Origin of the sequence: Candidatus Tumulicola sp., from assembly GCA_036490475.1 — a bacterium.
Classification (GTDB): domain Bacteria; phylum Vulcanimicrobiota; class Vulcanimicrobiia; order Vulcanimicrobiales; family Vulcanimicrobiaceae; genus Tumulicola.
On the sequence record DASXDT010000006.1, the window covers coordinates 514,037 to 539,128 of the forward strand.

Annotated in this window: 24 protein-coding genes; 12 read left to right on the forward strand and 12 right to left on the reverse strand. The window is 60.4% G+C overall.

Going from position 1 to position 25,092, the window contains the following annotated elements; translation table 11 throughout:
• Position 1: 1 nt before the first annotated feature.
• The 5 genes from VGF98_10040 to VGF98_10060 form a co-directional block, all read right to left on the reverse strand.
• Entirely contained in the window at positions 2-481 is a 480-nt protein-coding gene (locus VGF98_10040; GenBank protein ID HEY1681965.1) for a plastocyanin/azurin family copper-binding protein, read from the reverse strand.
• Positions 482-768: 287 nt separating this feature from the next.
• Positions 769-1,314, reverse strand: a complete 546-nt coding sequence (locus VGF98_10045) for a DUF1697 domain-containing protein (GenBank protein ID HEY1681966.1) — start codon at positions 1,312-1,314, stop codon at positions 769-771.
• A gap of 87 nt (positions 1,315-1,401) precedes the next feature.
• A complete protein-coding gene (gene katG, locus VGF98_10050; protein ID HEY1681967.1) occupies positions 1,402-3,612 on the reverse strand; it encodes a catalase/peroxidase HPI in 2,211 nt (736 codons plus the stop codon).
• A gap of 191 nt (positions 3,613-3,803) precedes the next feature.
• Positions 3,804-4,964, reverse strand: coding sequence for a hypothetical protein (locus VGF98_10055; GenBank protein HEY1681968.1), 1,161 nt, complete (start codon positions 4,962-4,964; stop codon positions 3,804-3,806).
• Between the two features lie 15 nt (positions 4,965-4,979).
• The gene (locus VGF98_10060; GenBank protein HEY1681969.1) at positions 4,980-5,762 is read right to left on the reverse strand and encodes a 3-hydroxybutyrate dehydrogenase; all 783 of its coding nucleotides are present in this window, start codon (positions 5,760-5,762) and stop codon (positions 4,980-4,982) included.
• Between the two features lie 55 nt (positions 5,763-5,817).
• Here VGF98_10060 and VGF98_10065 point away from each other — a divergent pair, with 55 nt between their 5' ends.
• Both VGF98_10065 and VGF98_10070 read left to right on the forward strand, forming a co-directional pair.
• Positions 5,818-6,816: an NAD-dependent epimerase/dehydratase family protein gene (locus VGF98_10065; protein HEY1681970.1), complete on the forward strand. Its 999-nt coding sequence runs from the start codon at positions 5,818-5,820 to the stop codon at positions 6,814-6,816.
• A 52-nt stretch (positions 6,817-6,868) separates the two neighbouring features.
• Positions 6,869-7,354, forward strand: a complete 486-nt coding sequence (locus tag VGF98_10070) for a DUF488 domain-containing protein (GenBank protein HEY1681971.1) — start codon at positions 6,869-6,871, stop codon at positions 7,352-7,354.
• Positions 7,355-7,556: 202 nt separating this feature from the next.
• On the opposite strand, the gene bfr is transcribed toward VGF98_10070, so the two are convergent.
• From bfr to VGF98_10090, 4 genes are all read right to left on the reverse strand, one after another.
• A complete protein-coding gene (bfr, locus tag VGF98_10075) occupies positions 7,557-8,045 on the reverse strand; it encodes a bacterioferritin (GenBank protein ID HEY1681972.1) in 489 nt (162 codons plus the stop codon).
• Positions 8,046-8,092: 47 nt separating this feature from the next.
• Entirely contained in the window at positions 8,093-8,854 is a 762-nt protein-coding gene (locus VGF98_10080; GenBank protein ID HEY1681973.1) for a TraB/GumN family protein, read from the reverse strand.
• Complete coding sequence (locus VGF98_10085; protein HEY1681974.1) at positions 8,851-9,450, reverse strand: TraB/GumN family protein; 600 nt, start codon at positions 9,448-9,450, stop codon at positions 8,851-8,853. Before VGF98_10085 ends, VGF98_10080 begins: the two co-directional genes overlap by 4 nt.
• Before the next feature lie 139 nt (positions 9,451-9,589).
• A complete protein-coding gene (locus VGF98_10090; GenBank protein HEY1681975.1) occupies positions 9,590-10,678 on the reverse strand; it encodes a S41 family peptidase in 1,089 nt (362 codons plus the stop codon).
• 82 nt (positions 10,679-10,760) lie between these two features.
• Here VGF98_10090 and VGF98_10095 point away from each other — a divergent pair, with 82 nt between their 5' ends.
• Positions 10,761-11,252 carry an Lrp/AsnC family transcriptional regulator gene (locus VGF98_10095; protein HEY1681976.1) on the forward strand — a complete coding sequence of 164 codons (492 nt, stop codon included), beginning with the start codon at positions 10,761-10,763 and terminating at the stop codon, positions 11,250-11,252.
• On the opposite strand, the gene VGF98_10100 is transcribed toward VGF98_10095, so the two are convergent.
• On the reverse strand, positions 11,249-13,054 hold the full coding sequence (locus VGF98_10100; protein ID HEY1681977.1) for an FAD-dependent oxidoreductase: 1,806 nt from the start codon (positions 13,052-13,054) through the stop codon (positions 11,249-11,251). The two genes, VGF98_10095 and VGF98_10100, sit on opposite strands and share 4 nt — an antisense overlap.
• A gap of 122 nt (positions 13,055-13,176) precedes the next feature.
• Here VGF98_10100 and VGF98_10105 point away from each other — a divergent pair, with 122 nt between their 5' ends.
• From VGF98_10105 to VGF98_10115, 3 genes are all read left to right on the forward strand, one after another.
• Positions 13,177-14,052 (forward strand): ABC transporter ATP-binding protein, encoded by an 876-nt coding sequence (locus VGF98_10105; GenBank protein ID HEY1681978.1) that lies wholly within the window; start codon positions 13,177-13,179, stop codon positions 14,050-14,052.
• Positions 14,049-15,569, forward strand: a complete 1,521-nt coding sequence (locus tag VGF98_10110; GenBank protein HEY1681979.1) for a hypothetical protein — start codon at positions 14,049-14,051, stop codon at positions 15,567-15,569. Before VGF98_10105 ends, VGF98_10110 begins: the two co-directional genes overlap by 4 nt.
• Before the next feature lie 107 nt (positions 15,570-15,676).
• Entirely contained in the window at positions 15,677-16,936 is a 1,260-nt protein-coding gene (locus VGF98_10115; protein ID HEY1681980.1) for a GAF domain-containing SpoIIE family protein phosphatase, read from the forward strand.
• Positions 16,937-16,957: 21 nt separating this feature from the next.
• Here VGF98_10115 and VGF98_10120 read toward each other — a convergent pair whose 3' ends face one another.
• Entirely contained in the window at positions 16,958-17,533 is a 576-nt protein-coding gene (locus VGF98_10120; GenBank protein HEY1681981.1) for a YceI family protein, read from the reverse strand.
• An 89-nt stretch (positions 17,534-17,622) separates the two neighbouring features.
• Here VGF98_10120 and VGF98_10125 point away from each other — a divergent pair, with 89 nt between their 5' ends.
• Genes VGF98_10125 through VGF98_10135 form a run of 3 tightly spaced genes read left to right on the forward strand, consistent with a single transcriptional unit; the run spans position 17,623 to position 20,720 of the window.
• A complete protein-coding gene (locus tag VGF98_10125; GenBank protein HEY1681982.1) occupies positions 17,623-19,716 on the forward strand; it encodes a SpoIIE family protein phosphatase in 2,094 nt (697 codons plus the stop codon).
• Positions 19,709-19,912 carry a hypothetical protein gene (locus VGF98_10130; protein HEY1681983.1) on the forward strand — a complete coding sequence of 68 codons (204 nt, stop codon included), beginning with the start codon at positions 19,709-19,711 and terminating at the stop codon, positions 19,910-19,912. The genes VGF98_10125 and VGF98_10130 overlap by 8 nt, the downstream gene beginning before the upstream one ends.
• Before the next feature lie 7 nt (positions 19,913-19,919).
• Positions 19,920-20,720 (forward strand): hypothetical protein, encoded by an 801-nt coding sequence (locus tag VGF98_10135; GenBank protein ID HEY1681984.1) that lies wholly within the window; start codon positions 19,920-19,922, stop codon positions 20,718-20,720.
• Here VGF98_10135 and VGF98_10140 read toward each other — a convergent pair.
• Positions 20,717-21,736: a hypothetical protein gene (locus VGF98_10140; GenBank protein ID HEY1681985.1), complete on the reverse strand. Its 1,020-nt coding sequence runs from the start codon at positions 21,734-21,736 to the stop codon at positions 20,717-20,719. The genes VGF98_10135 and VGF98_10140 overlap by 4 nt on opposite strands.
• A gap of 84 nt (positions 21,737-21,820) precedes the next feature.
• Here VGF98_10140 and VGF98_10145 point away from each other — a divergent pair, with 84 nt between their 5' ends.
• The 3 genes from VGF98_10145 to VGF98_10155 all read left to right on the forward strand — a co-directional run bounded on the left by VGF98_10145 (position 21,821) and on the right by VGF98_10155 (position 25,087).
• Complete coding sequence (locus VGF98_10145) at positions 21,821-22,651, forward strand: 5'-3' exonuclease H3TH domain-containing protein (protein ID HEY1681986.1); 831 nt, start codon at positions 21,821-21,823, stop codon at positions 22,649-22,651.
• A 195-nt stretch (positions 22,652-22,846) separates the two neighbouring features.
• Positions 22,847-23,680 (forward strand): WD40 repeat domain-containing protein, encoded by an 834-nt coding sequence (locus VGF98_10150; protein ID HEY1681987.1) that lies wholly within the window; start codon positions 22,847-22,849, stop codon positions 23,678-23,680.
• A 282-nt stretch (positions 23,681-23,962) separates the two neighbouring features.
• Positions 23,963-25,087: a DEAD/DEAH box helicase gene (locus tag VGF98_10155; GenBank protein ID HEY1681988.1), complete on the forward strand. Its 1,125-nt coding sequence runs from the start codon at positions 23,963-23,965 to the stop codon at positions 25,085-25,087.
• Positions 25,088-25,092: the final 5 nt, after the last annotated feature.

Sequence of the window (25,092 nt, forward strand, 5' to 3'; positions counted from 1 at the left end):
TCTATTCAACAACGATCGCACCCCGCATCGGCGCGCCATAGTGGAAGTAGCAGCCGAAGAGATAGAGGCCTTTCTTATCGGCCTTGAGCGTTTGCGAGCTCCCTCCGGCCTGCATTGCACCGCTGCTCCAACCGCCCGACAGCGTCGTTCCTGATTGGGTGAGCGCGCCTTGGCCGAACGGCGATCCCGCCGGGAATTTCGATGCATTCGGGATGTAGGTGGCGGTATGTGCGAAACCGTCGCTGTTGGTGAACGTGATGGTATCGCCGACGTGCGCGATCGTCACCGGCGGTTTCATGCCACCGCTTTCCCCATATGGTGTTTTCACCGGCTGGTTGAGCGTAAGGTTGACGTCGATCGTAAGATTTTGCCCGGTCGGCGCCGTTCCGCCACCGCCCGATGATGCGGCGGTGATTCCATTGGGCGTACAAGCTGCCAGAGCCAACGACAGCAAGACGCTTGTAATCGGTATACGTTTCATGAGAACGCGATACAGTAGCCGTTAGGCGAGATGGTGCCGCTCACGATCTTGCACGATCCGTCGCCCCCGGAAGCACCGGGAATGAAGGATTGGCATTTCGCACAACGTTTATCGCCGTTCGGCTTGTCTTGATACTGGACGGCGGACTGAGCCACTTTTTCGTCCGCTTTCGCGGCTTTCGAAAGCGCAATCCATGCAACGGACGCGCTGGCCGCGGTTAGAATAAATCGTTTACGAGTTGCTGCGCTTCGCATGAGCGCACCGTAACCCCAATGTATGAAGAAATTCTAAAGGCTGCCTCCATCGAGCGCGGCCTGCATTTTGAGGATCGTATTCCAATTGCGCGCCGTGCCGCGGGTCTCGAGGGCCCGTTCGATGACGGCGTTGGTGAGTTTTGTGTCGGCTTGTCCGGCGGGATAGGTGATGTAGAGGTGTCGTGTGCCCGGCGCGACGAGTTCCGGCCCGCGAATCGAATTCCGCAGCCGCTCCAGACCCAGCGCGCTTGGCGATTGCCGCAGAACGACGACGGCCAGCCGCGACGGCTGTTCGATCGCTTCTCGTTCGAACGGATTCGCCTCGACGATTTGCTGCAGTTCGCAGGCATCGCGGATGAAATATTCGGTTCGTACGCCGAGACGCTGCTCGGTTTCGCGCTGAAGCAGCGTTTCGAGCCGCGCGCCGGCACGTTTCGACGCTTCGAAGACGACGTTTCCACTTTGCAGTAGAGTCTTGGTTCGTTCGAAACCGAGATCGGCGAGCATCGCTTTGAGCGCCGCCATCGACAGCGCGTTTCCAGCTACGTTTACCGCTCGCAAGAACGCTGCATATCGCATCGCTACAGCTCCCAAAAGAGAGCAGCGAGACCGCTCGAGCTCGTACTCGTGCGGTCCCGCTGCGGGAATGATGGCCGTATTGGTGTGTTACTTCGAGACGGTCAGATCGAACCGGTCGAGGTTCATCACCTTTTCCCACGCGGCGATGAAGTCGTGCACGAAATGCTCTTTTTCGATCGCATAGACTTCGGCGATGGCGCGCAGCTGCGAGTTCGATCCGAAGACCAGATCGCAGTTGGTCGCGGTCCACGTCGCGTCGCCCGTGCGGCGATCGCGCGCTTCGTACACGTAGTCCGTGCCGGACGGCTGCCATTTGGTCGTCATATCGAGCAGGTTGACGAAGAAATCGTTCGTCAACGTTTCCGGCTTCTTCGTGAACACACCGAACTTCGAACCACCGGCGTTTGCACCGAGAACGCGCAAGCCGCCGACGAGCGCCGTCATCTCCGGAGCGGTCAGCGTAAGAAGCTGGGCACGATCCAATAACCGCTGTTCGGGCGAACGCGAATGACCGCGCCCGACGACGTTTCGGAACCCGTCGGCTGTGGGCTCGAGCACCGCAAACGACTCGACGTCGGTATTTTCTTGCGACGCATCGGTACGGCCGGGCGAGAACTGCACTTTCGCATCGGTACCCGCGTCTTTGGCGGCTTTCTCGATCGCCGCCGCGCCGCCGAGAACGATGACGTCGGCGAGCGACACGTTCTTGCCACCCTTGAGCGACGCGTTGAACTCGCTACGAACCTTCTCGAGCGTCTCAAGAATTTTCGCGAGTTCGGCCGGCTGATTGATCGCCCAATCTTTTTGCGGCGCCAGCCGGATGCGCGCGCCGTTCGCACCGCCGCGCTTGTCGGTGCCACGGAACGTCGATGCCGACGCCCATGCGGTCGAAACGAGTTGCGAGACGGTGAGGCCGCTGCTAAGAATGCGACGCTTCAGTTCGGCCGCGTCGGCCTCGTCGATCAACGCGTGGTCGACCGCCGGAACCGGATCTTGCCAAATCTGTTCTTGCGCCGGGACTTCCGGACCGAGATACCGCGCGATCGGACCCATGTCGCGATGCGTCAGTTTGTACCACGCCTTGGCAAATGCGTCGGCGAACTCTTGCGGGTTCTCGTGGAATCGCTTCGAGATCGGCCCATACGCCGGATCTACTTTTAGCGCGAGATCCGTCGTGAACATGATTGGCGAATGCTTCTTCGAGCGATCGTGCGCATCCGGAACGGAATCTTTTCCCGCGCCGTCTTTCGGCGTCCACTGATTTCCGCCGGCGGGGCTCTTCGTCAGCTCCCACTCGAAGTTGAATAGATTGTTGAAAAACCCGTTATCCCACTTGGTCGGAGACGTTGTCCACGCGCCCTCGAGGCCGCTCGTGATCGTTGCGTCGCCATGTCCGCTGCCGTACGAGTTGCGCCAGCCGAGATTTTGTTCTTCGATGCCGGCGCCGGCGGGTGCGAACCCGACGTACTGTCCGGGGTCTGCAGCTCCGTGCGCTTTGCCGAACGTGTGACCGCCCGCGATTAACGCAACGGTTTCTTCGTCGTTCATCGCCATGCGACCGAATGTCTCGCGAATGTCGTGCGCCGCTGCGATCGGATCGGGCTGGCCATCCGGGCCTTCGGGATTCACATAGATGAGACCCATTTGCACCGCCGCTAACGGCTGCTCCAGCTCGCGATCGCCGCTGTAACGCTTATCGCCGCCGAGCCACTCTTCTTCGGGACCCCAATAGATGTTTTCGTCGGGCTCCCACGCGTCGATGCGGCCACCCGCAAAACCGAATGTTTTAAATCCCATCGATTCCAGAGCACAGTTACCGGCCAACACCATCAGGTCGGCCCACGAAATTTTCCGTCCGTATTTTTGCTTGAGCGGCCACAGTAACAACCGCGCCTTATCGAGGTTCGCATTATCCGGCCAGCTGTTGAGCGGCGCGAATCGCTGGTCGCCCGAACCGGCTCCGCCGCGTCCGTCGTGGATGCGATACGTTCCGGCACTGTGCCACGCCATTCGGATAAAGAGCGGGCCGTAATGACCGTAATCGGCCGGCCACCACTCTTGCGAATCGGTCATCAGTTTGTGCAGGTCGTGCTTGACCGCTTTGAGATCGAGGCTATTGAATTCACGAGCGTAATCGAATCCGGCTTCCATCGGGTCCGACAATCGCGACGGCCGATGCAACGGTGAAAGATCCAACAGCTCGGGGAACCAGTCGATGTTGACTCTCGGCCGAAGCGGTACGTGCTTAACCGGACAGCCGCGATCGCTTTCCGATAACTCGACGATCGTGTTTTCCATCTCGTGCTACTTTCTATCTGCGTGTAAAAATTGTGAACGATGCGGCCCATTGCCCATCGATTTCGGTGCTCCTGGTGCCCGTCCGGCAACCGGTAGCGTCTCAAAAGTGAAAGTGAAAGTCACTCTCATATACGAGGAGAATACCGCTCCGCGAAGCGGCCGTCAAGGGCAAAGACCCCAGGCCGGAGCTCTTAGGTTCCGCCTTCAGCCGGAACGCTTCGAGGCCCCGGCTGCTGCCCCACTGAGGCAAACCGCAGGGCGGCGAGAAAACACGGGCGCCAAGCTTTCCAGAGCGACCGCGCCGCCGGATTTCCGGCATCGAAATCGGCGTTCAACTCGAACGTTCCAGGAGCGATATCGCCCGGCACGAGCAGCCACGAAAACGCTCCCGAATCGGTCGTCATGGAGCGCATCGCGCGCAACAGCAACGCGCACAAGGGGTTCGCGCGCTCGATGAAGCCTGCTTCTCCCCGCGCGCTCGTCGACGGATCGCCGGCGTTATAAACGGCGCGCACGCCAAAACGCTTGACGCCGCGCCAGCTGCGCTTCGCACTCGGCAGTCGAATGCCGGCCGTATCCAGAGCGTTTCCCTGCAACCCGGCCACCAAGCATTGCGCTCCAGCATCGCTTCGTTGCCACGACGGCGCCCAGAAGTGGCGCATGAAGTCGTCGTACTGAGTTGCCGTTCCGTCCCAGATCGAATACTGTCGATTTGCTTCGAGATCCGGTGAAGGGATCGACGCCAACGGGTTCCACTGAATTTCTACGTCTTCTTCTCGCAGCACGGCGCGCAGCTCCGCCGATGGCTGCCATCGTGAAAACAGATGAATCGTTCGAAATCCGGTTTTGGAAAAAATACTTAGCGTCATCGCCAGGTCGCGCGCGAATCGAATCGTGCACTTCGCACAGGTTGGCTCCCGACAGGAATTCGCATCGATCAGCTTTTCGGTGACGCCCCAGAAAAATTCGCGCATTGTATCGCCGGTCGCAATCAGTGAAAGATGCCGCTCTAGGCGAGCGTTCTGCTCGTTGGTTTCGACGCGCGAACGCACCGTGTTGACGCAGCCGGTTGGGAATTCCCAGGCTCCGTTCCAACCGCGCTTGAGACTGTCTTCGGCTTCGGCTTGCGTCTCGGATGCAAAATCGACGACGATTGCGAGACGCTTCTGCGTGAACGGTTGAAGCAGCCATTCGCCGTCGGTAATCAGCGCTGCGAGTGAGCCGGCGAAGGCGGTAAAGTCGAGGCATTCGTCGGGATATCCGGCCGCGATTCGCGCTCCGTCCTCAGCTGGCTCGTGTGAAATAAAATCGTGCGCTCTCATCGCCTCCAGCGTATCGTCGAGGCGTGCCAAGCGTCCGGCGAACGCCTACTCCATCATCCAGCCGTGGCTCACCAGCAGCGACTGGCCGGTCAGAGCGAGCGTCGGGAACGAAGCCAAAAAGAGCGCGACATCGGCGACCTCTTCGACGGTCGTGAACGCACCGTCGACCGTGTCTTGCAGCATCAGGCGTTTGACGACCTCGTCTTCAGAGATACCGAGCGTCTGCGCTTGTTCGGGGATTTGCTTTTCGACTAATTGCGTACGAACGAAACCCGGGCAGATGACGTTAGCCCGAACGCCGTGTGGCGCGCCTTCTTTCGCGATGGTACGTGCGAGGCCGATCAAGGCGTGTTTTGCAGCCGTGTAGGGCGCCTTCATGATCGACGCCGTCTTGGAATGCGCGGAGCCCATGTACAGCACGCTGCCGCCGCGTCCGGAAGCGTACATATGCGGGAGACATGCCTTCGTCGTTAGGAACGCACCATCGAGATGGACTGCCATAATCTTGCGCCAGTCGGAATAGGCGTATTCGTGTAGCGGCCCGACGATTTGAATACCGGCGTTACTCACCAGGATGTCGAGCCCGCCAAACAGGCCGATTGTGGCTGCGACGCCCGCATCGACCTGACGTTCGTCGGTGACATCCATCCGAATCGCGGCGGCCCGGCCGCCGGCAGAACGAATCACCTGTGCCGTCGCCTCGGCGGGTGCTTCATGAAGGTCAGCAACGACGACGTTCGCGCCCTCTCGCGCGAAGACACGCGCGATCTCTCTCCCAATGCCGTTGCCCGCGCCCGTGACGATCGCCGTCTTATTCGAAAGCTTCATAACGTCTGCTCTTCGGCGGAACGTGCCGCGGAGCCGTTGAACGCAGCGCCGTACCATGCGTTTACTCGTTCTCGGCGGTACCGGTTTTCTCAGCGGCGCGATTGCAACGCAAGCGTTGCACGACGGAGACGATGTCACGTGCCTGGTACGCGGCACGACGAGCGTTCCACCGGCCGGCGCGACGTTCGTTCGAGCCGATCGCGACGATCCCGCGGCATACGATGATGTCGCCCGCGCCGATTGGGATGCGGTCGTCGAAATCTCGAGCGATCCGCGACGGATGCGAGCCGCCGCAACCGCACTGGCGCCCCGCACGCGACACATCGCATACATTTCCTCGGCTAGCGTGTACGTCGACGATGCGACGCCGGATCAAGACGAGTCGGCCGCGATTCACGAGCCAACCGAAGATGGCGCTGCTAGCGATCCCGAATTGTATGGCGCGCATAAGGTTGCATGCGAACGCATCGCCCTAGCGGAGTTCGGAAACGGTACGACGACAATCTTTCGCGCCGGCCTGATCGGCGGTCCGGGCGATCGCTCGGACCGCACCGGCTATTGGCCGTTGCGCTTCGCTCGACCGGCCGACGAACGCGGACGCGTTCTCATTCCCGACGCTCCCGATCTCGCGACGCAGGTGATCGACGCGCGCGATCTCGCGACGTTCGTGCTCCATTGCGTACGTGCCCGTATCGCTGGAACGTTCAACGCCCTCGGCGATTCGATCGACCTCGCGCGGCATCTCGCGGTAGCACAACGCGTCGCAGGCTTCCGTGGCACAACGGTTGCAGCCGATCCGGAGTGGCTTACGGCGCACGATGTCGAGCCCTGGATGGGCCCGCGTTCCTTGCCGCTGTGGTTGCCGCAACCGGAATACACCGGCTTCGGAAAACGAGACGGCTCCGCGGCACGCCGCGCCGACCTTCGCATCCGCCCGCTGGAAGAAACGCTCGCCGATGTGCTCGCCTGGGAACGCACGCGCGACATCACGGTTCGTCGCGCGGGATTGACCGGCGACGACGAGCGCCAACTATTGCAAGAACTCGAAGGCTAAGGCAGCGCTCCCGCTTATCACCGTCGGCCACGGCACGGCAACAGCCGAGACGCTGGCAAATCTGTTGCGCGGCTCCGGAATAGCGGCGCTGGTCGACGTGCGCACGGTTCCGAAAAGCTTGCGCCATCCGCAGTTTCGCATGGACGCGATGGAAGAATGGGTTCCGCGTGATGCCGGCGCTTCGTATCGTTGGGAACCCGCCCTCGGCGGCTTTCGTAAGCCGCAGCCCGGCAGCAGCAACATCGCCTTGCGGCATCCGGCGTTCCGCGGCTACGCGGATTACATGCAGACCCAAGCGTTCCAAAAGGCGCTCGATACGTTGCTCCGTGGAGCCACCGAAGAACGATCGGCCATTCTCTGTTCGGAATCGTTGTGGTGGCGATGCCACCGGCGCCTGATCGCGGACGCCGCCTCGTTGCTCCACGGCGTCGAAGTGCTGCATTTGATGCACGACGCAAAACTGCGCCCGCATGTACCTACCGACGGCGTGCGCGTGACGAGCGACGGGCAGTTGCGGTACGATGCGACGTTGGTTTGACGTGCTGCGCCGGAATGCCGCGCACGCAGGCCGAAGGATTACCTAACGGTGTTTATTTGTATCTGCAACGGACTGACCGAACGACGCATCGTCGAAGCGGTCGAGCAGGGCGCGCGCTCGCACGAAGAAGTGTACGCTCGCTGCGATTGCGTCGCGCAGTGCTTCGCGTGCGCCGGCGAGATCGATCAGATCGTGCTTCGGGTTACGACTCGGACGTCGGAAGATCGCCCATCGCCGACTGCAGGTAATTCTCCCGCCCGATCGACTTGACCAACGCGATTTGCGTTTCTAAGAAATCGACGTGCTCCTCAGAATCGGCGAGAATTTTTAGCGCAATGTCGCGGCTGACGAAGTCACCCTGCGCTTCGAAGATCGGAATGCTGTCGGCGGTATCGTCGCGCGCGATCATCTCGAGTTTGAGATCGCATTCCAACGCCTCGACGCCATCTTCTCCGATATGCAGCTTGCCGAGGTTCTGCAGGTTCGGTAAGCCCTCGAGAAACAGCACGCGCTCGATGATCCAATCGGCGTGCCGCATCTCACCCATCGATTCGTGATACATGCGCTCGGCCAACCGGTAGTAGCCCCAGTTCTTGTGCATCCGCGCGTGTAGAAAGTACTGGTTGATTGCCGTCAGCTCGTTGGTGAGCATTTTATTCAGCCGCTCGATAACGTCGCGATTGCCCTTCATACTACGCGATATGCGACACGTAGCTTCCGGCTACCTAGGTCGAGCGCTTACGGCGCGCATAACGAAAGCAGCGATCGAACTGCAGCCGAGTCTTCAGGCATTTCGGTTCGCCTAACATACTCCGCAAGATAGGCGCGGTCCGAGAATCCGACGACGATTTCCCTAGAATCGCCGTGCAGCACGAGCTTGTAACGCATTCCGTCTTGCTTGCCCTGGCAAATTTTCACGTGCGTCGAGGACGTTACGCCTTTGCTGCCGGCTTGCGCGATCAGGCCCTGCTGAAAGAACGTATCGAAGGTGTCGAGATCGAGCCCTTGGGCGCCGGCCGGAATGTCAATGTGTCCGGTGACAAGTACACCGGCACCGTACGGAGCATCCCACATGGCATCCGACCGAAACGCCCCCACGACCAGTGATGTTTTATGCGACGTCCAGCCGGCTGGCGGGACGATCGTTCGCGGAATCGGCGTTGCAGACGGCGCGGGCGATGCGGACGGCGAGACGAGAGGGGCACTCTCCGGTGCGGATCCGTTCGGTGCGGTTGACGGGGCTGCAATCGGATCGACATCTTTGGTGGGAACGCGCGTTACCGAAAAGCCCATCGCAGCCAGCAACGCCGGAACTCCGTCTGCGCCGAGCATGTGTAAGGCTCCCACCGAAACGAAGGACGTGCCGGGCTGCTGCAATCGCTTGGCGAGCAGTGCCGCCCACGCTTTGTTGCGGTTGGTCAATAAGCGTGCGTACAGCGGATCTTCGGTGCCCGTATCGAGCCGGATCGTCGCCGCGAACTTCTCCTGATCGCCGGTCATCCAGACATCGACCAGGGATCCAACTGCGGATCGCCCCTTTGCGGCTTTGCAATCGTCGCGAGTCCTTCCTCGAGTAACGCTACTTGTTCCGCCTGCGAAAGGTCGGCAAATATATGCAACTGCGAATCCGCAGTTTCCAATCCCAAGATCGGCTTACCGGCTGTCGCGAACTGTTGGCGAATCTGCAGATCGACGCCGTTGCCGGAAGTGTATCCTGAGTGGACTGCGGGCAATATCGATAGCGTCAAAAATACGTACCAGGGCTGCATTTGCTCGAACGCGAGCTCGCTCTCCATATTGTATCGCTTTGCGATGCGATCGAGTTGCTCGACGTCGGCTTTCGATATCTTTGTTGAAAGCGGATGCGTCCGGTCGAATGCCAGTAGGGGATAACGATTTCGCCATACCGGCGACGTTTGCGGGATCGGCAATCTCGAGATACAGGTCTTGGCTTTGCGCGATCGCCGCCTCCAACTCCGGCGACTTCCACTGTGTGGTATCTCGCAGAAGATGGACGGACCCGAACAGATACACTGTGCCGGCAGATCCCCGTACGACCCACAATGCGGGAGCGGCCGACGCCGGCCGAATCCCACAAAGAAACAATGCCGCCACTAACAGCATCATCAATCTGTCGAATTTCATACGCCACGCTTCCTATCGAAAGGCGATTTGGCGGGTCGGTTGCGTGCGTGGCCCGCGATTCCTGCGGATCGCGGGCCGGTGGCGGCGCGGCTACAATGTGGGCAACGATTGCTGCAATGCCGCCGACGGATCGGCGGCTGCCTTTTCGCGCTCCGGTACCACCTGCGGGAAGGTATTCGGTGCCGCGGCGAGCGCGCGCCGATACGCCTCCAACAGCGAATCTCCGGCCGAGGTGGGCACGTCCGGTGCGACGCCGACGCCTTCCCAATTCGTTTTCGTGTAGGGATTATGCGCGTAGCCGAGCGGAACGAAAATGCTGAAGTGATCGCTCAGCCGGAGAAAGCCGCCCGGATTCGCGCCGCCGCCGGTGGTGGTTCCGATCAGCGTCGCACGATGCAACGTTTTCATGTCGTACGCGAACTGTTCCGCGCACGAGAACGTGCGGTCATCGGTTAATACATAGAGCGGCTTTCCGAGATACTTGTGGCCGGTAACCTTTGCGGTGGAAAATTGGTGGAGCGTTTGTGTCGTGCCTCCCTGCACGATAACGATACTCGTCAGTTCGACCGGCTTGCCGTAGAAATATCCCATCAGGTAATCCAGCGAATCGGGATCGCCACCGCCGTTATGGCGCACGTCGATCACCAGCGCATCGGTCTCGTGCAGCATCGCCATCGCGGCGTCGATGACCGCTTTCGAGCCGGGCATCGGTCCGAAGTTTCCAAGATGCAGGTAGCCGATATTTCCTTTCAAGCGCAACGCACCGGCAACGCCGTAGTTTCTCGACGCGAACATCTGCATAGCGCGCTGAATGTCGGCTTTGCTCGGCTGGCTGGTATTTGGCGCCAAAATATCGGACGAGTAGTCGAGCCGAATGTGTTTGTCGTGTGCGACGGCATACAAACCGGCGGTAACGGCATCCGCGAACGCTTGCGGATCGCCGATCTGCAAATACGATGTTCGATTCGCTACCAGCACCGCGCGCAATGGCGCGATACGGTCGTGGAACGCGTAATGCCCGAGTGCAGTGGCAGCGGCATCGAGTATGGCGGCTCGATCGGCAGCCGTGAACGCGGTGGCCGCGGGTGAGGCGCCGGGAGCCGTGGTCACGGCCGGCAGCGGGGTCGCACCGGTCAGTGCGACGGTTAGGACGAGGGCGCTAACGAGTCGGACGAGCATCACGGGTCCTCCGGGCTGATTTTTTAGGGTTCACCCACCATACCGCGGGAGACACCGCGAGATTCACTGAAAATCGTGGCGTATGGCGGATTTTACCGATAAAAATTCTGCAATAGACTCGATTGACCGAGATATCATCGAAAGGCTCGAAGGCGACGGGCGAATTTCCTTCATGGAGCTAGCCCGAGCGGTCTCGCTTAGCCCGAACGCGACGGCCGACCGAGTACGGCGCCTGCGAGCGTTGGGCGTCGTCACCGGTTTCAGAACCGAGTTATCGGCCGACGCCTTGGGATTCGGACTCTCGGCCTTCATCGACGTCAAGCTGCGTTCCGAACGAGCCGCTGAGGACTTCGAGCGCGCGCTGGCCGACGTTCCCGGCGTGGTCGAGTGCATTCTGACGACGGGCAGCTTCGATTTCACGTTGCGGGTCGCGTGTCGCGATCGCGACGATTTGGTGCGCATCGCCGAGCATCTTCGCACGCAAGCGGGCGCCGCGGAAACATACACGCGCATCCTGTTGCGCGAGCGTCGTTTCGGTTTGATGCACTCCGTGCGAGCCAAGAAACGTCGCTAAACGTCCCAGCGCTGCACGGCATCGCTCGACGGAAGTCCGAGCTCGGCGCAAATCCACACCGCGGCTTTGGCGCGCGTCATAGCCGCCGCGGGCCATGGAAGTTGCTTTCCTGCGTGCGCGTCGACGCCGTTACGCTCATCGCTTGTGATCGTCGCCGACGGCCGGAAGTGCAGATCGTTCGCATCGGCTAGAAAACCACGAACGCCTAAAAGATGCGCGGCCGCATACGTCTTCGGATCGGTCGAGTAACTAAGATCGTCCCACCAAAAAATTGGAATGCCTTGCTCGAGCAGCCGTAACTGCACGGCGGCCAGCCGCGACGCATTGCTTTGCGACTGGGCCGGAAGTACGGCTTGACCAACGCAATATGCGGCCAGCACGCCGGCCGCTTCGCCGATCGCCCATTCGCCCGGATGCACGCGATACGCACCGGACGTGAGATGCGTTCCACCGATGTTCTTGCAGGCTGCGATGACGTTCGTCGCATCGGTGGGAATGAGGCTCCCGAGCGGAATCTGGAACGGTTTGACGCCGGAGACGCCGACCCACGGAGTACCGGCTGGGCCGTACACTTGATGAATGTCGATCGAGTACATGCAGATACCGCACGAATCTGCGAAGTTCATCGGCGCGCGCGCGGCCGGCGACGATGGATCTGCCGCAACGTGTTGCTCGAGCAGCCGGACGATCGGCTTGGCGATGCGCCGCGATTCGCGGATATACGCTTGCGGCGCGGTGCCATCGGCGCGTCCAAAGATATCCGAACGCGCCATGAGGTTCGGATATCCCGTGCCGCTACCGTCGTCGCGCGGCGCTTCGGTCTGCAGCCAATACAGATACGCGATCGAGACGGCACGCGCGGCTTCTACGATGCCGGCATCTCTCGCGGCATCGCCGGTCGGAATGACCGCAGCCTGATAGTCGTTGCATCCGACATTAATGACGGAACGGTCGTGAGCGTAGTTCGGATCGGTAAAATTCGCGCTGTCGATATATTGGCGGTAGTCGAAGAGCGTCTCCCAACCCGGGTTGGCGGACTTGGCCGATGAGAACACTCCTCCGATCATCCCGTTTCGACCGTCGTAGACGCCGAACGCTTGATCGGCCACGAGCTGGCTGTAATTGGCCGGCTGAGGAATGACGTGCTGCTCCCCGTCGGGCCGCAGTTCGACCGCAATGGAAACCGTGATCGGCTGGATATGTCCCGGCGACGCGGAGGATTCGGCGTGCGGTTCTCCCGTGTCGCTCTTTGCCTCCGCACCGATCGTCCAATCGATGCCGCATTTCGGCAACAGGTCGCCGAGGTCGGTGGCGTCGATCACGATCGCCGCTACAATCGTATCGCCGTTCGACAGCGCTAGCGATTCGATATGTCCGCCATTGACGCCGACACCAACGACTGCCGTTTCGAATATGGGCGTAACGAAGGCTTTCGCGTCGCCGAGCATTTGGCGCAAGATTGTCTCGACCACGTTGCAATCCGCCGAAAACGGATGACCCGGGCTTGCGAAGCCGGGATTAAAGTCCGGCGCATGGCCGCGCGATCCGACCTTCGTGTAGGTGCGATACCACTGGCGCACGTCTTCTTTGAGAACTTGATACGACTTCGTGCTGCCGTACGTATTGGGCGATAGCACCGGCGCGCTTTCGTCCCACCGCGTTAGACCTTGGGCCGTCGCCTGTCCACCAGCGTTGTTACCGGCCTCGATGAGCGCGACGCGTTTGCCGTACCGCGCGGCCGCCAGGGCGGCAGCCACGCCTCCGAAGCTTGCGCCGACAATAGCGATGTCGTACTCTGCCAACGTCGTTCCCTCCAGCCTGAGTTGGGGTTACGGTAGCGCGTCGCAGGGCGTTTGACAAGGTCTCGCTCGAGCAGCGTCGGCGCTGTTTCGAAACATCCGTGCCGCAAACGCGTAGTTTCGGCATGAACCGCCTGGAAATTGAGGCACTTAGCAAGCGTTATCGCAGCGGTGCGCAGGCGCTCAACGGCGTCTCGTTAGCAGTCGGACCCGGCGTTCTCGGGCTGCTCGGTCCAAACGGCGCCGGGAAGTCGACGCTGATGCGCATCGCTGCCACCGTGCTCAAACCGACCTCCGGAATGGTGTCGTGGAACGGCATCGACGTGCTCGGCAATCCCGACGCGCTGCGCTCGCAACTCGGCTATCTGCCGCAAGATTGCGGTGTCTACCCGAACTTGAGCGCACGCGAATTCTTGCGGTACGTCGCCACGCTCAAGGGTATGCCGGCGAATGTCGCCGAGCGCAGCATCACCGAACTTCTGGAGGAGCTGAACTTGGGGTCGGCGGGAAATCGTCCGTTGGGCGCATTTTCCGGAGGCATGAAGCAACGCGTCGGCATCGCCCAGGCCTTGTTGAACGATCCGCAGATCGCGATCGTCGACGAACCCACCGTCGGACTCGATCCCGAAGAGCGTTCTCGGTTCCGCGATTTGATCGGCGGTATCGCGGGAGAGCGCATCGTTATTTTATCGACGCACATCGTGTCGGACGTCGAAACGATTGCCGAGCGCGTGGTAATGATCGCCGGCGGCACGATCGTAGCCGACGACGGGCCCGCGGCGCTCGCCGCGCGCCTGAATGGAGAAGTGTGGGAGGCCCTGGTCGCACCGGATCGCCTTTCGGCCCTGCGCGAACGATTTTCCGTGACGTCGGCAATTCGCCGGCGCGACGGCGTGCTCGTTCGAGTGCACGCGCAGGAGGCCCCGGTTGGATTCTCGAGCGTAAGTCCGACGTTGGAAGAGGCTTACCTCGTCACGGTTCGAGCGAGTCGAGCCGCATGAGCGCCGTGTTGTCGATCGCCGGAGCCGATGCTGCCGAACGGATGCGACGATTCGCGTTCGTGGTGACGATCGCGGCGGCGTTGTACGCCGGATACCTGTACGTTCCGGATATTCACGCCGGATATGCAACGGTCGCGATGAACGGCCATCGCGGAGTGTACAGTTCTGCGTATCTCGCAGCGGCCATCTCGATCCTCACCAGCGCGTTCCTCGGGCTCATCGGATTCTATCTGGTGCGCGGTGCGCTAGAACGCGATCGGACGCTCGACGTCGACGGGATCGTCTGTGCGTCGCCGGTTCGGCGCGCGACGTTCGTTTTCGGTAAATTCGCAAGCAATCTCGCCACCTTATGTGCGATCGCCGGCGTTTCGTTTCTTGCCGCCATGTGTATGCAAGAACTGCGTGCCGAAGACCGGCACTTCGACATCGTCGCATACGTGCTACCGTACGCGCTTATTTCGATACCGGCCATGGCGATGGTTTCGGCGATCGCGATCGCCTTCGATGCGATCAAGCCCCTGCGCGGCGCGCTCGGCGCCATTCTGTACGTATTCATCTGGTCGGCATGTCTCAGCCTCCCAATGACGACGACGCAAGGCGCTCGAATGTCTCCGTTCGATCCGCTAGGCATGACGGTCGTTACGGCTAATCTGCGAACCGCTGCCGTAGCCGCGTTTCCGGCCGAGAAGCGAAAGAACGACGCAACGATCGGCGTGGAAGCGTTGCCGAAGGGCAAGCTGACGACGACGTACCCGTTTGCCGGTATTCGTTGGACGGCGCCGGTGCTCGCACAGCGCGCTACGTGGCTGGCGATCGCGCTGTTGCTGGTTCTTGGTAGCAGCGTCCTGTTCGATCGCTATCGCCGCGAAGCCACCGGATCGCGACGTATGGGTGCGAGCCTCGATATCGCGCGCGTCGTTCCGAACATCGCACCGTTCCGGCTGCTGCGAGCGGAGTTCGCGCTGCTCGTTAACGGTTCGAGCATCTGGTGGTTGTCCGGCGCACTCGGCCTGGCGATTGCATTGTGCTTCGCACCGATCGCCGTCGTTACGCGCTTCATTTTGCCGGTGGCCCTGATTTGGCCGCTGGAGCGCTTCTCGGCGCTCGGAGCGCGCGAACGCCGTTGGAACGTTGCCGACATTCTTTCGGCGACGCGCAGCTTTGGCGGGCGAACGTTGTTGGCACAGTGGGCGGCCACGACGCTGCTTGGAAGTTTGATCTGCGCCGGATACATCGTTCGCCTCGCTGCTGTGGGTCATCCGATCGAAGCTCTCGCCTGCATCGCGGTCGTTGCCGCTACCGCCGGCGCGGCGCTCGCGTTCGGGACCCTGACCGGGGCTTCGCGACTCTTCGAGGCAGTCTATCTGATCGTTTGGTATCTCGGGCCGATTAACGCGTTGCCGGCGGTCGATTTTTCGGGCTCGATCGCGACCGCCCCGGTCGCCCTAACGTCCATATGCGTTGCGCTGACCGCGATTTTCTTGACCGCCACCGCCGTCGCCCGGCGAGTGCGCTAACTGCCTCCACGAAAACGCGCGAGGGCTTCGACGATCGACGAGTATGGTACCGGCCCATAAAAACAAAATCGAGGGGCGTAACCACCCGCGCACAGAAGCCGCTCTCAATGTCTGCGGCTCACCACGACCCAATACTCGACCCCAGTCGTCTGCGGGCGGTATTCGCGTCGAGCCTGCTTGACTCCGAACGGGAGTCCACGTTCGACGACCTAACTCGACTCGCCGCAGAGATCATCGGCGTGCCATTCGCCTTTGCAACGATCGTGGATACTACTCGTTCGTTTTGGAAAAGCTCGTTCGGTATTCCGAAAGACGGCCCGAACGAAAACCGAGTTGAAGAGTCGTTCTGCCAATATGTGGTTCGGTCTGACGACGAGATCGTCGTCTCCGATGCAGCGCTCGACGAGCGCACGCGCACCAATCCGTCGGTGCGATCGATGGGCGTTCGAGCCTGGGCCGGAGTACCGCTTCGAGGCCTTACCGGCGAAGTGCTAGGCTCGTTCTGTGCTGTCGACACCACACCGAAGGTTTGGAGCCAAAAAGATCTGCACGTTCTGCGCACGTTAGCGGCGTCCGCGTCCCGCGAGATCGCGTTACGAACCGTCGTGCGCGAGGAGCATGAAGCTCGCTTACGCGCCGAAGTTCTCGCGCACACCTTGCAAGCCAGCCTCTTGCCCCCGTTACTTACGACCGTGGAAGGTCTCGACGTCGGAGCATATTTTCATCCGGCCGGTCATGGTCTCGAGCTAGGCGGCGATTTTTACGATCTCTTCCAATCGGGCCATGGAATCTGGACGTTCGTCATCGGCGACGTTTGCGGCAAAGGCGTCGAAGCGGCTCGAATCGCCATGTTCGCTCGCTACACGATCGGCGCGGGCGCGATGCGAACCACCGCTCCGGCGCAAATGTTGCAATGGCTACACGAAACGCTGCGAGCACGCGCGCCGTCATCGGAACGGTTCTTAACGGCGATCGTCGGAAACTTGCGGACGACAAAAGACGGCTGCGATATTACGCTCGCAAACGGCGGTCACTCCCCCGCCATCATGCGGCGGTCAAGCGGGGACGTCGTTGCGCTCGACGTCCCGGGAGCGATCATCGGTTCTACTGCGCCGTTTTTCTCGACGTCGATCGATATCCATCTCGGAATCGGTGAGACGATCGTTTTGTACACCGACGGCGTAACCGAAGCGCGTAGGGATCGCCAAATGTTCGGCGAGGACGCCGTCCGCGCTATCGTTGCAGGCGCCGGCACGACGACATCGTCATCGAATCTCGCGCGTCGAATCGTCGAGACCGCTTTGGAGTACGACGGTGGAAGCGCCAAAGACGATATGGCCGTCCTCGTTCTCAAGCCAGTAGAATAAAAGAACCCCGAAACGACGCCGCTACGGGCCGTCCGCTTCGATGTTGAGCGAAATATCGACGGTATTCCCCACGAACATCGGGCCGTAGTCCATGCCCCACTTCGTTCGGTCGATCTCCGCAGTCGCCGAATACGCGATGATCGACTTTCCGCGCGGAGATTTGCCGGAAGCGAGGACTTGCGCGTCGAGGACCACCGGGTGCGTCTGCCCGCTCATCGTCAGATCGCCGTTAATGGTAAACTGCTTGGGGTTCGTTCCCTCGACCTTGGTGCTCTCGAAGCGAATCTCGGGATTAGCGGCAGTGTTGAAAAAATGCGCCGAGCGCAGGTCGCTGTCACGGTCGTCGTTGTGCGTGTCCAACTTCGAGACATCGAGAACCGCCGACACCGCGACGGGAATTTGGTTGTCGCCGGATAGCTTTACCGACGCGCTACGGATCGGAATCGTGCCGAGCACCGGAACGATTCCAAAATGCTTTGCCGTAAATTGCGCGGTGGAATGAACCGGATCGACCGTCCACGTTTGGAACGTCGCCGCCGAAACGGATTCGGCAGCCAACGCCAGGATGCATGACAGCACGAGCGTAGCAAATTTCATCCGGCCTGTTTCGCTCGAACGGGGTCAAGGCCTCGCTCGGCCGGCGGGCTGCAACCAACCGGGGTCAGCGTAGGCTCTCGACTGGTATTGTGGATAGCGATCTAAGCGACGCTGCCAAGACGGCGATTTTATTGGGAGAAAGCGACCACTCGGTCGCGGAACTCGAGACGATTGCCACGTGGTGGCTGGCGATGAGCGGAGCCGCTACGCTTGACGAAATCGAATCCGCGGCGCTGAGCGCACTGGTTGCTTTGACCCATGCAAAGATCGCGTATGTCGCGCGTTGCCAGGATGACGTCTGGACGATTACCGCGGACGTTGGGTTAACCGGCGACGTTCGCAGGCTCGCGGTACCAGAATCGGATGCGCCGTACGCAGCCGAACTTCGTTGCGGCCGGACGATCTGTTACCAGGACGAATCGGAAATGGGGCATCAACTTGCGTCGGTGCTCGCCGCGGTTGGAATTGGCTCGCTGTATGCGGCTCCAATTATGCTCGATGGGAATTGCGTTGGCGCGCTCGCAATTGCAGACCTTGCCGCGTCGACGTTCGATGCGCGAAGCCGGGCTCTCGTACGCTTGTTTACGGATCACGTCGCAACCCTCGTCGCCAATCGTAATCTTATACATTCGCTCGAGACGCTCGCCGAAGGCATTCCGGTAATCGTGCTTCGGACCGAGCCGAGCGGTTGGATCAACTGGTACAACAGGCGTTGGTACGAGTTCACGGGACAGACTCGTGAAGAAGCCTCGGGTTGGGGCTGGCAGACCGCGCATCATCCAGAAGATTTTCTGCGCGTTATGGAAGAGTGGCCAAAAGCTCTGGCTACCGGAGAACCGATCGAAATCGAATTTCGTCTTCGGCGTTACGACGGAGTTTACCATTGGCATCTTGCCCGTGTCGTACCGGTGCGAAATGATCGCGGAGAAATTCTTAGCTGGTACGGGAGCGTCGTGGATATCGAGGCGCAGAAAGAGGCGCTCGCGCGGACCAAACACATCGCAGATACGCTTCAAGACGCTTTTCTGCCGCCGCGTCTGCCGCAGCGCGCCCGGTTGCAAGTCGATGCCGTGTACGTTAGCGCCGACGAAGGTAGCCGCGTCGGCGGAGACTGGTACGACGCTTTCGAGCTGCCAGACGGCGGGCTTGGCTTTTCGATCGGCGACGTCGGAGGACACGGTCTCGACGCCTCCGTTACGATGTGCAAGTTGCGGCAGTCGATCCGAACGCTCGCCCGCATGGACGACGACCCCGCGCATGTGTTGGCCGAGGTCAATCGCATATTGCGACTGGATGATCCCGAAACGTTCGTCACTGCGGTCACCGGATTCGTGACGCCCGACGGTTCCGCGGTGCACTACGCAAGTGCCGGACATCCTCTGCCGATCGTGGCAAGCACACGGGGAGTAACCCACGGGTCGCCGAGTTGTGGAGGCCTCCCGCTGGGCGTCGTCGAGGAACTCGATCTCGAAACGCACGTCGTTCCGATTGAGACCGATGAAGTGATCGGATTTTATACCGACGGCCTCACCGAATACGCCCGAAACGCGCTCGAAGGCGAAGCGCAACTAAGTGAAGCGCTTTCCACCCTCGCCACTATTGCGCGCGAACGGCCGGCCCAATATGTCGTAGACACGGTGTTGCGCGGCCGGCGCCCGCCGGATGACGTGGCGCTCTTGATCTTTCAGTTCTCCAAGAGCGACCGCCGTCTGCCGATCTACTTCCCTTCAACCAATAAGGAGTGGCGGTTTCATGCGAGCGACGCCAAAGCTGCCCACGTCGCCCGTATCGAAGTGGGCGAGTTTCTTCGCACGACGTGCGGGGGCACAGAAGAGACGTTTCAAAGCGAGCTGATTATCGGCGAGCTTCTAGCGAATACCGTCGACCACGCCCCCGGCTTGGTGCATCTGATTCTGGAATGGACCGGCGATAACTACACGCTAACCGTGCGCGATAGTGGGCCGGGTTTCGAATCGGTCGCATCCGGACTTCCTTCCGACATCATGTCCGAAGGGAGTCGCGGTCTGTTCATCATCGGAGCTTTGGCGTCCGACGTACGGAAAGAGCCGTTGCCTGGTGGCGGCGTCGAAATGCGTGTGACCCTCCCGCTACGCCCGATCGGCAGAAGAAACCAGAAGGCAGAAGAAAACCAGATCGAGCTAGAAGGGCCGATTCATGATTGAACCAGATCGCCCGTCCCCGCATCACCAGCCCGCGACGGAAAAACAGTTGTTAGGCGAATTCTCGAAGAGAGACCAGGCGGTTCTAAAAGAACGACTCAGCCAAGATGCCTACCGGCATTTTGAAGATGCTCTGCACGGCAAGCACGTACCGAATCAGGACGAAATCGCCGAATGGAAACGGGTTAGCGGAAACTAGTCGACGGATGCGTCGTTCGATCGGGTTGCAAATGATGCTACTGGCGTCGCTGTCGTTGACAACCCTCGGAGCGCACGACGGCGAATCCACGAAGCCGTTCCCTTCCGCAATAGCCGATGCGCTCGTGCGCGATCCCGACGTCGCCCCGTGCGCTCAGACCGCGCACGCGCGATCGAATGCGGCGTACGCGAGTGCAAACTTCGATTTCTCCCGCGTTAAACTGACCGGCGGCGCACAAATGATCGTCGTTACCGGCGGAGGCAGTTGTGTTTGCGGGAACGCCAACTGCAAGATCGTCGTGTTCGAACGGAACGGCGACGCATATAGATCCGTCCTTTCCGACTACGGGATCGATTGGAAGGTGCGGCCCGACGGAACCGCCGTCGTCACGTCGCACGATAGCGCCGCGGTCGTTTATCGTACGTCGTATCGCTGGAGCGGAAAAGCATATACGGTCACGGCGACGGATATGGTCTACTTGCCCAGCAACGTATCGAAGCCGGCCACTCGGGCCATCACATTCGCTCCGGGAGCGCCCTCGACGGTGATCCGCGGAAATAAGCTGACGCTCGGTTTCGCAGATGAGTGGACGTTCTCTGCTCGTGCCGGCCAGACGCTCACGCTCACACTCGACGAGCACGATCGCCACTTCGGATCGTTTTCGGTGCGAAGCGATGCAGAAACGCTGGGCACCGCGAACGCGGGAACGCTGCGCGTCGCATTACCGCAATCGCGCCGGTACGAAATTACCGTGGAAGGCGGCGACGAATCGTTTTCGAAGTATGCCTTGAACGTAACGATTCGCTAACAGTTCCATTTCCCGAGGAATTTGCGTAAATCGCCGATCGAACCCGCATAGTAGTAGTGCGGTTCGTCGTAGCGCAGGTTATCGACGACATACCACGGACCGCGCTGATGAACGACGACCGTAACGTGACGTATCGCGTTGGGCTGCTTGCTGACGGACCGCAACGAAACGGGCACGAGGATGCTGGTTCCTTCCTTACGAGGCACGCCGACAGCATATGAGAACGCCGGCGACGATGCATTTGCGAACGGGTCGAACGCAACGTCGTTGGCGCATCCCGCGCACGGCGAGACGCTGAACCCGCCGCCGGTAGCATACGAACTGGAGAGCTCTTCAAACAAAGAGTCGTCGAGGAGCGCTCTTGTTGCCAGCATGTGTTCTTCGACGCGTCCGTGACTCGCGACGTAAAGGTCGTAGAAGGCTTTGACGACACCGAGTGGGCTGCCGGCACTACGTCTCAGTGTATCATCGAGCGGTAACGCGCCGGTCATCATCAAAAAATTTCGAAGATCCACGATCGGACCGAAATTGTAGTACCGTGGCTGGAGATACAGCAGATCGGAGATCGCATAGCGCGCTCCGGAACGAGTCAAAACAAACGTGACATGTGAGGCCGCTTTCGGCAGGCCGGACTGTAGCGTCACCGCGACAAGGGCTCGATCGCCGGTTATGCGCTCGCGGTCGATCCAATACGACGACGCGGCTGTCCGAGCGTACGAGAACGGATCGAACGTTTCGTACGGACACCGGCTGATGTCGACGTATCCCGGGCACGTATTAGCAGAGAACATTCCCGCGTCTGCACGACTGAGCGCGCCGTAGAGCTGGGGTTCGAATAGTGCTTTCACCGTCGAGAGCCGCTCACCGGCACGAGCGTTACTAGCAATGTACCCGTCGTAGAAGGCGCGTACCGTCTGGGATGGCGCCGTTTCGCCGGCACGTGCCACCCAGGCCGACACCCCGACTAGTATCAACACCGCGAGCGAAAGAAATGACGCGTATTTCATCGACTTCACCCTAGAACGCCATTCGCTGAAAAGCCGCCAAGCGTCCTCTGCGTCCGAGCGGGGTGTTCTCGACTCGTGACGTAACCAGACGGCGTGATCGTCCATCTCATCGACGGAACCTACGAACTGTTCCGCCATTTCTACGGGCTTCGTCGAGTCAACGACGGCAAAGTACGCCGGTTCGGAGCGGCTGCCGGAGTGCTCAATACCGTGCTGCAAATGATCGATGAAGGCGCCACGCACGTCGGCGTCGCGACAGATCACGTTATCGAGTCCTTTCGCAACAAACTTTGGAACGGCTACAAAACGGGCGAAGGAATCGATCCTGCGCTCCGCACGCAGTTCGAGCCGCTCGAAGAAGCCCTGCGAGCGATGGGCGTGCCGGTTTGGGCGATGGTCGAACTCGAGGCGGACGATGCCTTGGCCTCGGCGGCCGCGATTGCTTCGCCGGACTCGCGCGTCGAGAAAATCTGCATTTGGACTCCGGATAAAGATCTCGCGCAATGCGTCCGCGGAGATCGCATCGTGCAGGTCGACCGAAGAACCAAGGTGGTTCGAGATGCCGATGGCGTCCGAGCTAAGTTCGGCGTCGATCCCGAGCTGATACCGGACTATCTTGCGCTCGTCGGAGATTCGGCCGATGGGTATCCCGGCATCGCAGGCATCGGGCCGAAAGGCGCGGCCGCTCTCCTCAATCGCTACGGCGCGATCGAGCAATTTCCACCGCAAGAGTTGGGCGATCGTCAGGCTCTGGCGCTGTCATTCAAAGAGCTAGCCATCCTTCGAACCGATGCGGAACTCTTTGCGAACGTCGACGAACTAGAGTGGCACGGCCCTACCGCTGAGTTTTCGGCCACGTGCGAACGGCTCGACGCCCCCGGCGTCCTCGCGCGTGCTACCAGAGCGGCGCAAGCCTTTTCATAAGCGGCGCAAGCCTTTTCATAGATTCTTTACCTTCCCAAGCGATGCTGGACTATGCGCCGTTTGATCTCGATCGCGGTTCTGCCGCTAATCGTATCCGCTTGCCAAGGGACTGAGTCGGTCCCAGCCCGAGCCCCATTTTCCGTTGCCTTCTCTAAACCCGATATATCCGAGGGCCCGCGCGCAGCGCCCACGACATTGATCTTTGCCTCGAACGGTGAGGTCGGCAACGTCGACGTGTACGATGCCAAGACGCTCAAGTTGATCTCGCAGTGCCCTTGCACTGGCGTGGGACTCGCAGTCGACCCACAGTCGGGCGACCTTGCCGTTGGGACGGAGTTGGGGACGGTTACCGTTTGGCACGTGACGAGCAAGCGCATCGCGCAATTTGCCACACTACAACTCTCGCAAGGTCCATATGCGATCAGTCTCGCGTTCAACCAGAAGGGTGACTTGTACGCAGCCAACGCCAGCGACAACGTCATCGATTTCTTCGATGCCACAGAAATAGAAAGCGGCGGCGGAACTCCTACTCGCACGTTATTTACCTCGCACTTGAGCGAAGCGGAGTATATAGCCGCCGATGCGCACAGCTTGCTGGCCGACGGTTACGACAGCAACGGCCAGCCACTGCTCGTTTCGGTAAACACGCGAACCGGCGCAGATACGGTCCTGCAGACGATCCTATCCGGCACGGTGCCCGAGGGCATCGCATTCGATCGCCGTGCGAATCTCATCCTGAATACCGTCGGCACGAACAACACGCTCGCAGTGTATGCAAAGCCGTGGACCGGCGCTCCCACATCGACGCTCGTATACGGCTCAGGCGCGGAAAACAGCTACTACACCGGTATTTCTTTGAATAAATCGCAAAATGCACTTTGGGCTGGGAATTTTACGTTTGCAAACCCGTCACACGCGTCCGGAAGCATACAAGCCAACAGCTACCCCCTGAAAACTGTCGGGCGTTCTTCATCTGAGATCGCGTCCGAGTACTACGATAGCGTGGCGGTAGACCCTCAAACCAAATAACGCGCCTCCGAGAGAAGTCGCTGGAGCAGATTGTGCGCTGGAGCGCAACCTTTCCGATTTGCTGCGGGTTTTGAGGCTGTTATCGAGGACGAGTCTGTGAGACACTCCTTCTCGTCCTCAAGCGCGATCTTTCGAGTGGTCGATAAATTGCGCCACACCGAAAGATAGGCAATCATCTCAATCTTTTCCGAATTCCCCCTGAATGCTGCGCTATTTCGCGGCATCGAAGACTTCAAATATACCGAGGCCACGCCCATACAGCAGGCGGCTATTCCCGTTGCTCTGGCCGGCCGCGACGTCTTCGCGAGCGCTCCAACCGGCAGCGGCAAGACCGCCGCTTTCGGCATTCCGATGATCCAAAAACTCCTCGAGCGTCGCCCCGCCGGTCAGGCTGCGGCGCTGATCTTAACGCCCACGCGTGAGCTCGCACAACAGATTACGCAGCATCTTGGGCGGCTCGCGAAACACACCAAACTGCAAATTACGCCGATTTACGGAGGCGTGGGCATGCGCCCGCAGATCAAAGCCATGCGCCGCGGTACCGACATCATCGTCGCGACGCCCGGGCGCCTGATGGATTTGATGCAGCAGGGCGAAGTTCGTCTCGACTCCATCGAGACGTTCGTGCTCGACGAAGCCGATCGTATGCTCGACATGGGCTTCCTACCGCCCGTAAAGCGCATCGCCGCAAAGCTCCCGGCCCAGCGGCAGACACTTTGCTTCTCGGCGACGCTCGACGGTGCGGTGGCTAAACTGGCGCGCGAGTTTCTCAACGATCCCGTGCGCATCGATTTGGCGCCGGCCTCTCCCGTCGCAACCGTGACCCAGTGGGTGTACGAAGTGGAGACGGAAAAGAAAACCGACCTCCTCGTGGATCTCCTCAAAGACGGCCGCATCTTCAACGCGATCGTTTTTACACGGACGAAATCGCGGGCCGAGCGCGTGGCCGGCGCGTTGACGCGACATAACATCGACACGGAGCGCATTCACGGCGATCGTTCGCAGGCGCAGCGCACGCGGGCTTTGGAAGCGTTTAAAAAAGGACGCTATCGGATCCTCGTCGCCACCGATGTCGCCTCGCGGGGCATCGATATCGCCGATCTCGGCCACGTTATTAACTACGATGTGCCCAACGAGCCGGCCGATTACATACATCGCATCGGACGCACGGCGCGCGCTCAAAAAACCGGCGATGCGATTACGTTCGTTTCACGTGACGAGGCGCGCACGTTTGCGCGTATCGAAGGAGCGATCGGCGCGCCTTTAAAGCGCAGCGAGCACGGCTTCATGGAACCGGCATCCGCTCGAGCGTCAGCGGTGGCGCCGCAAGTGCACCGCCGTTCGTTTACGGCGCGTAGCCCGCATCGCAAGGTTAGCCGGCGCGTATCCAAAGCCGCGGCAAGGTAGAGTCC

What these genes read in the sequence shown, in the direction of transcription:
- VGF98_10040 (HEY1681965.1), bottom strand. Translation starts at nt 481, where the DNA reads ATGAAACGTATACCGATTACAAGCGTCTTGCTGTCGTTGGCTCTGGCA.
- VGF98_10045 (HEY1681966.1), bottom strand. Translation starts at nt 1,314, where the DNA reads ATGCGATATGCAGCGTTCTTGCGAGCGGTAAACGTAGCTGGAAACGCG.
- katG (HEY1681967.1), bottom strand. Translation starts at nt 3,612, where the DNA reads ATGGAAAACACGATCGTCGAGTTATCGGAAAGCGATCGCGGCTGTCCG.
- VGF98_10060 (HEY1681969.1), bottom strand. Translation starts at nt 5,762, where the DNA reads ATGAAGCTTTCGAATAAGACGGCGATCGTCACGGGCGCGGGCAACGGC.
- VGF98_10065 (HEY1681970.1), top strand. Translation starts at nt 5,818, where the DNA reads ATGCGTTTACTCGTTCTCGGCGGTACCGGTTTTCTCAGCGGCGCGATT.
- bfr (HEY1681972.1), bottom strand. Translation starts at nt 8,045, where the DNA reads ATGAAGGGCAATCGCGACGTTATCGAGCGGCTGAATAAAATGCTCACC.
- VGF98_10080 (HEY1681973.1), bottom strand. Translation starts at nt 8,854, where the DNA reads ATGACCGGCGATCAGGAGAAGTTCGCGGCGACGATCCGGCTCGATACG.
- VGF98_10090 (HEY1681975.1), bottom strand. Translation starts at nt 10,678, where the DNA reads ATGCTCGTCCGACTCGTTAGCGCCCTCGTCCTAACCGTCGCACTGACC.
- VGF98_10095 (HEY1681976.1), top strand. Translation starts at nt 10,761, where the DNA reads ATGGCGGATTTTACCGATAAAAATTCTGCAATAGACTCGATTGACCGA.
- VGF98_10105 (HEY1681978.1), top strand. Translation starts at nt 13,177, where the DNA reads ATGAACCGCCTGGAAATTGAGGCACTTAGCAAGCGTTATCGCAGCGGT.
- VGF98_10110 (HEY1681979.1), top strand. Translation starts at nt 14,049, where the DNA reads ATGAGCGCCGTGTTGTCGATCGCCGGAGCCGATGCTGCCGAACGGATG.
- VGF98_10115 (HEY1681980.1), top strand. Translation starts at nt 15,677, where the DNA reads ATGTCTGCGGCTCACCACGACCCAATACTCGACCCCAGTCGTCTGCGG.
- VGF98_10120 (HEY1681981.1), bottom strand. Translation starts at nt 17,533, where the DNA reads ATGAAATTTGCTACGCTCGTGCTGTCATGCATCCTGGCGTTGGCTGCC.
- VGF98_10130 (HEY1681983.1), top strand. Translation starts at nt 19,709, where the DNA reads ATGATTGAACCAGATCGCCCGTCCCCGCATCACCAGCCCGCGACGGAA.
- VGF98_10135 (HEY1681984.1), top strand. Translation starts at nt 19,920, where the DNA reads ATGCGTCGTTCGATCGGGTTGCAAATGATGCTACTGGCGTCGCTGTCG.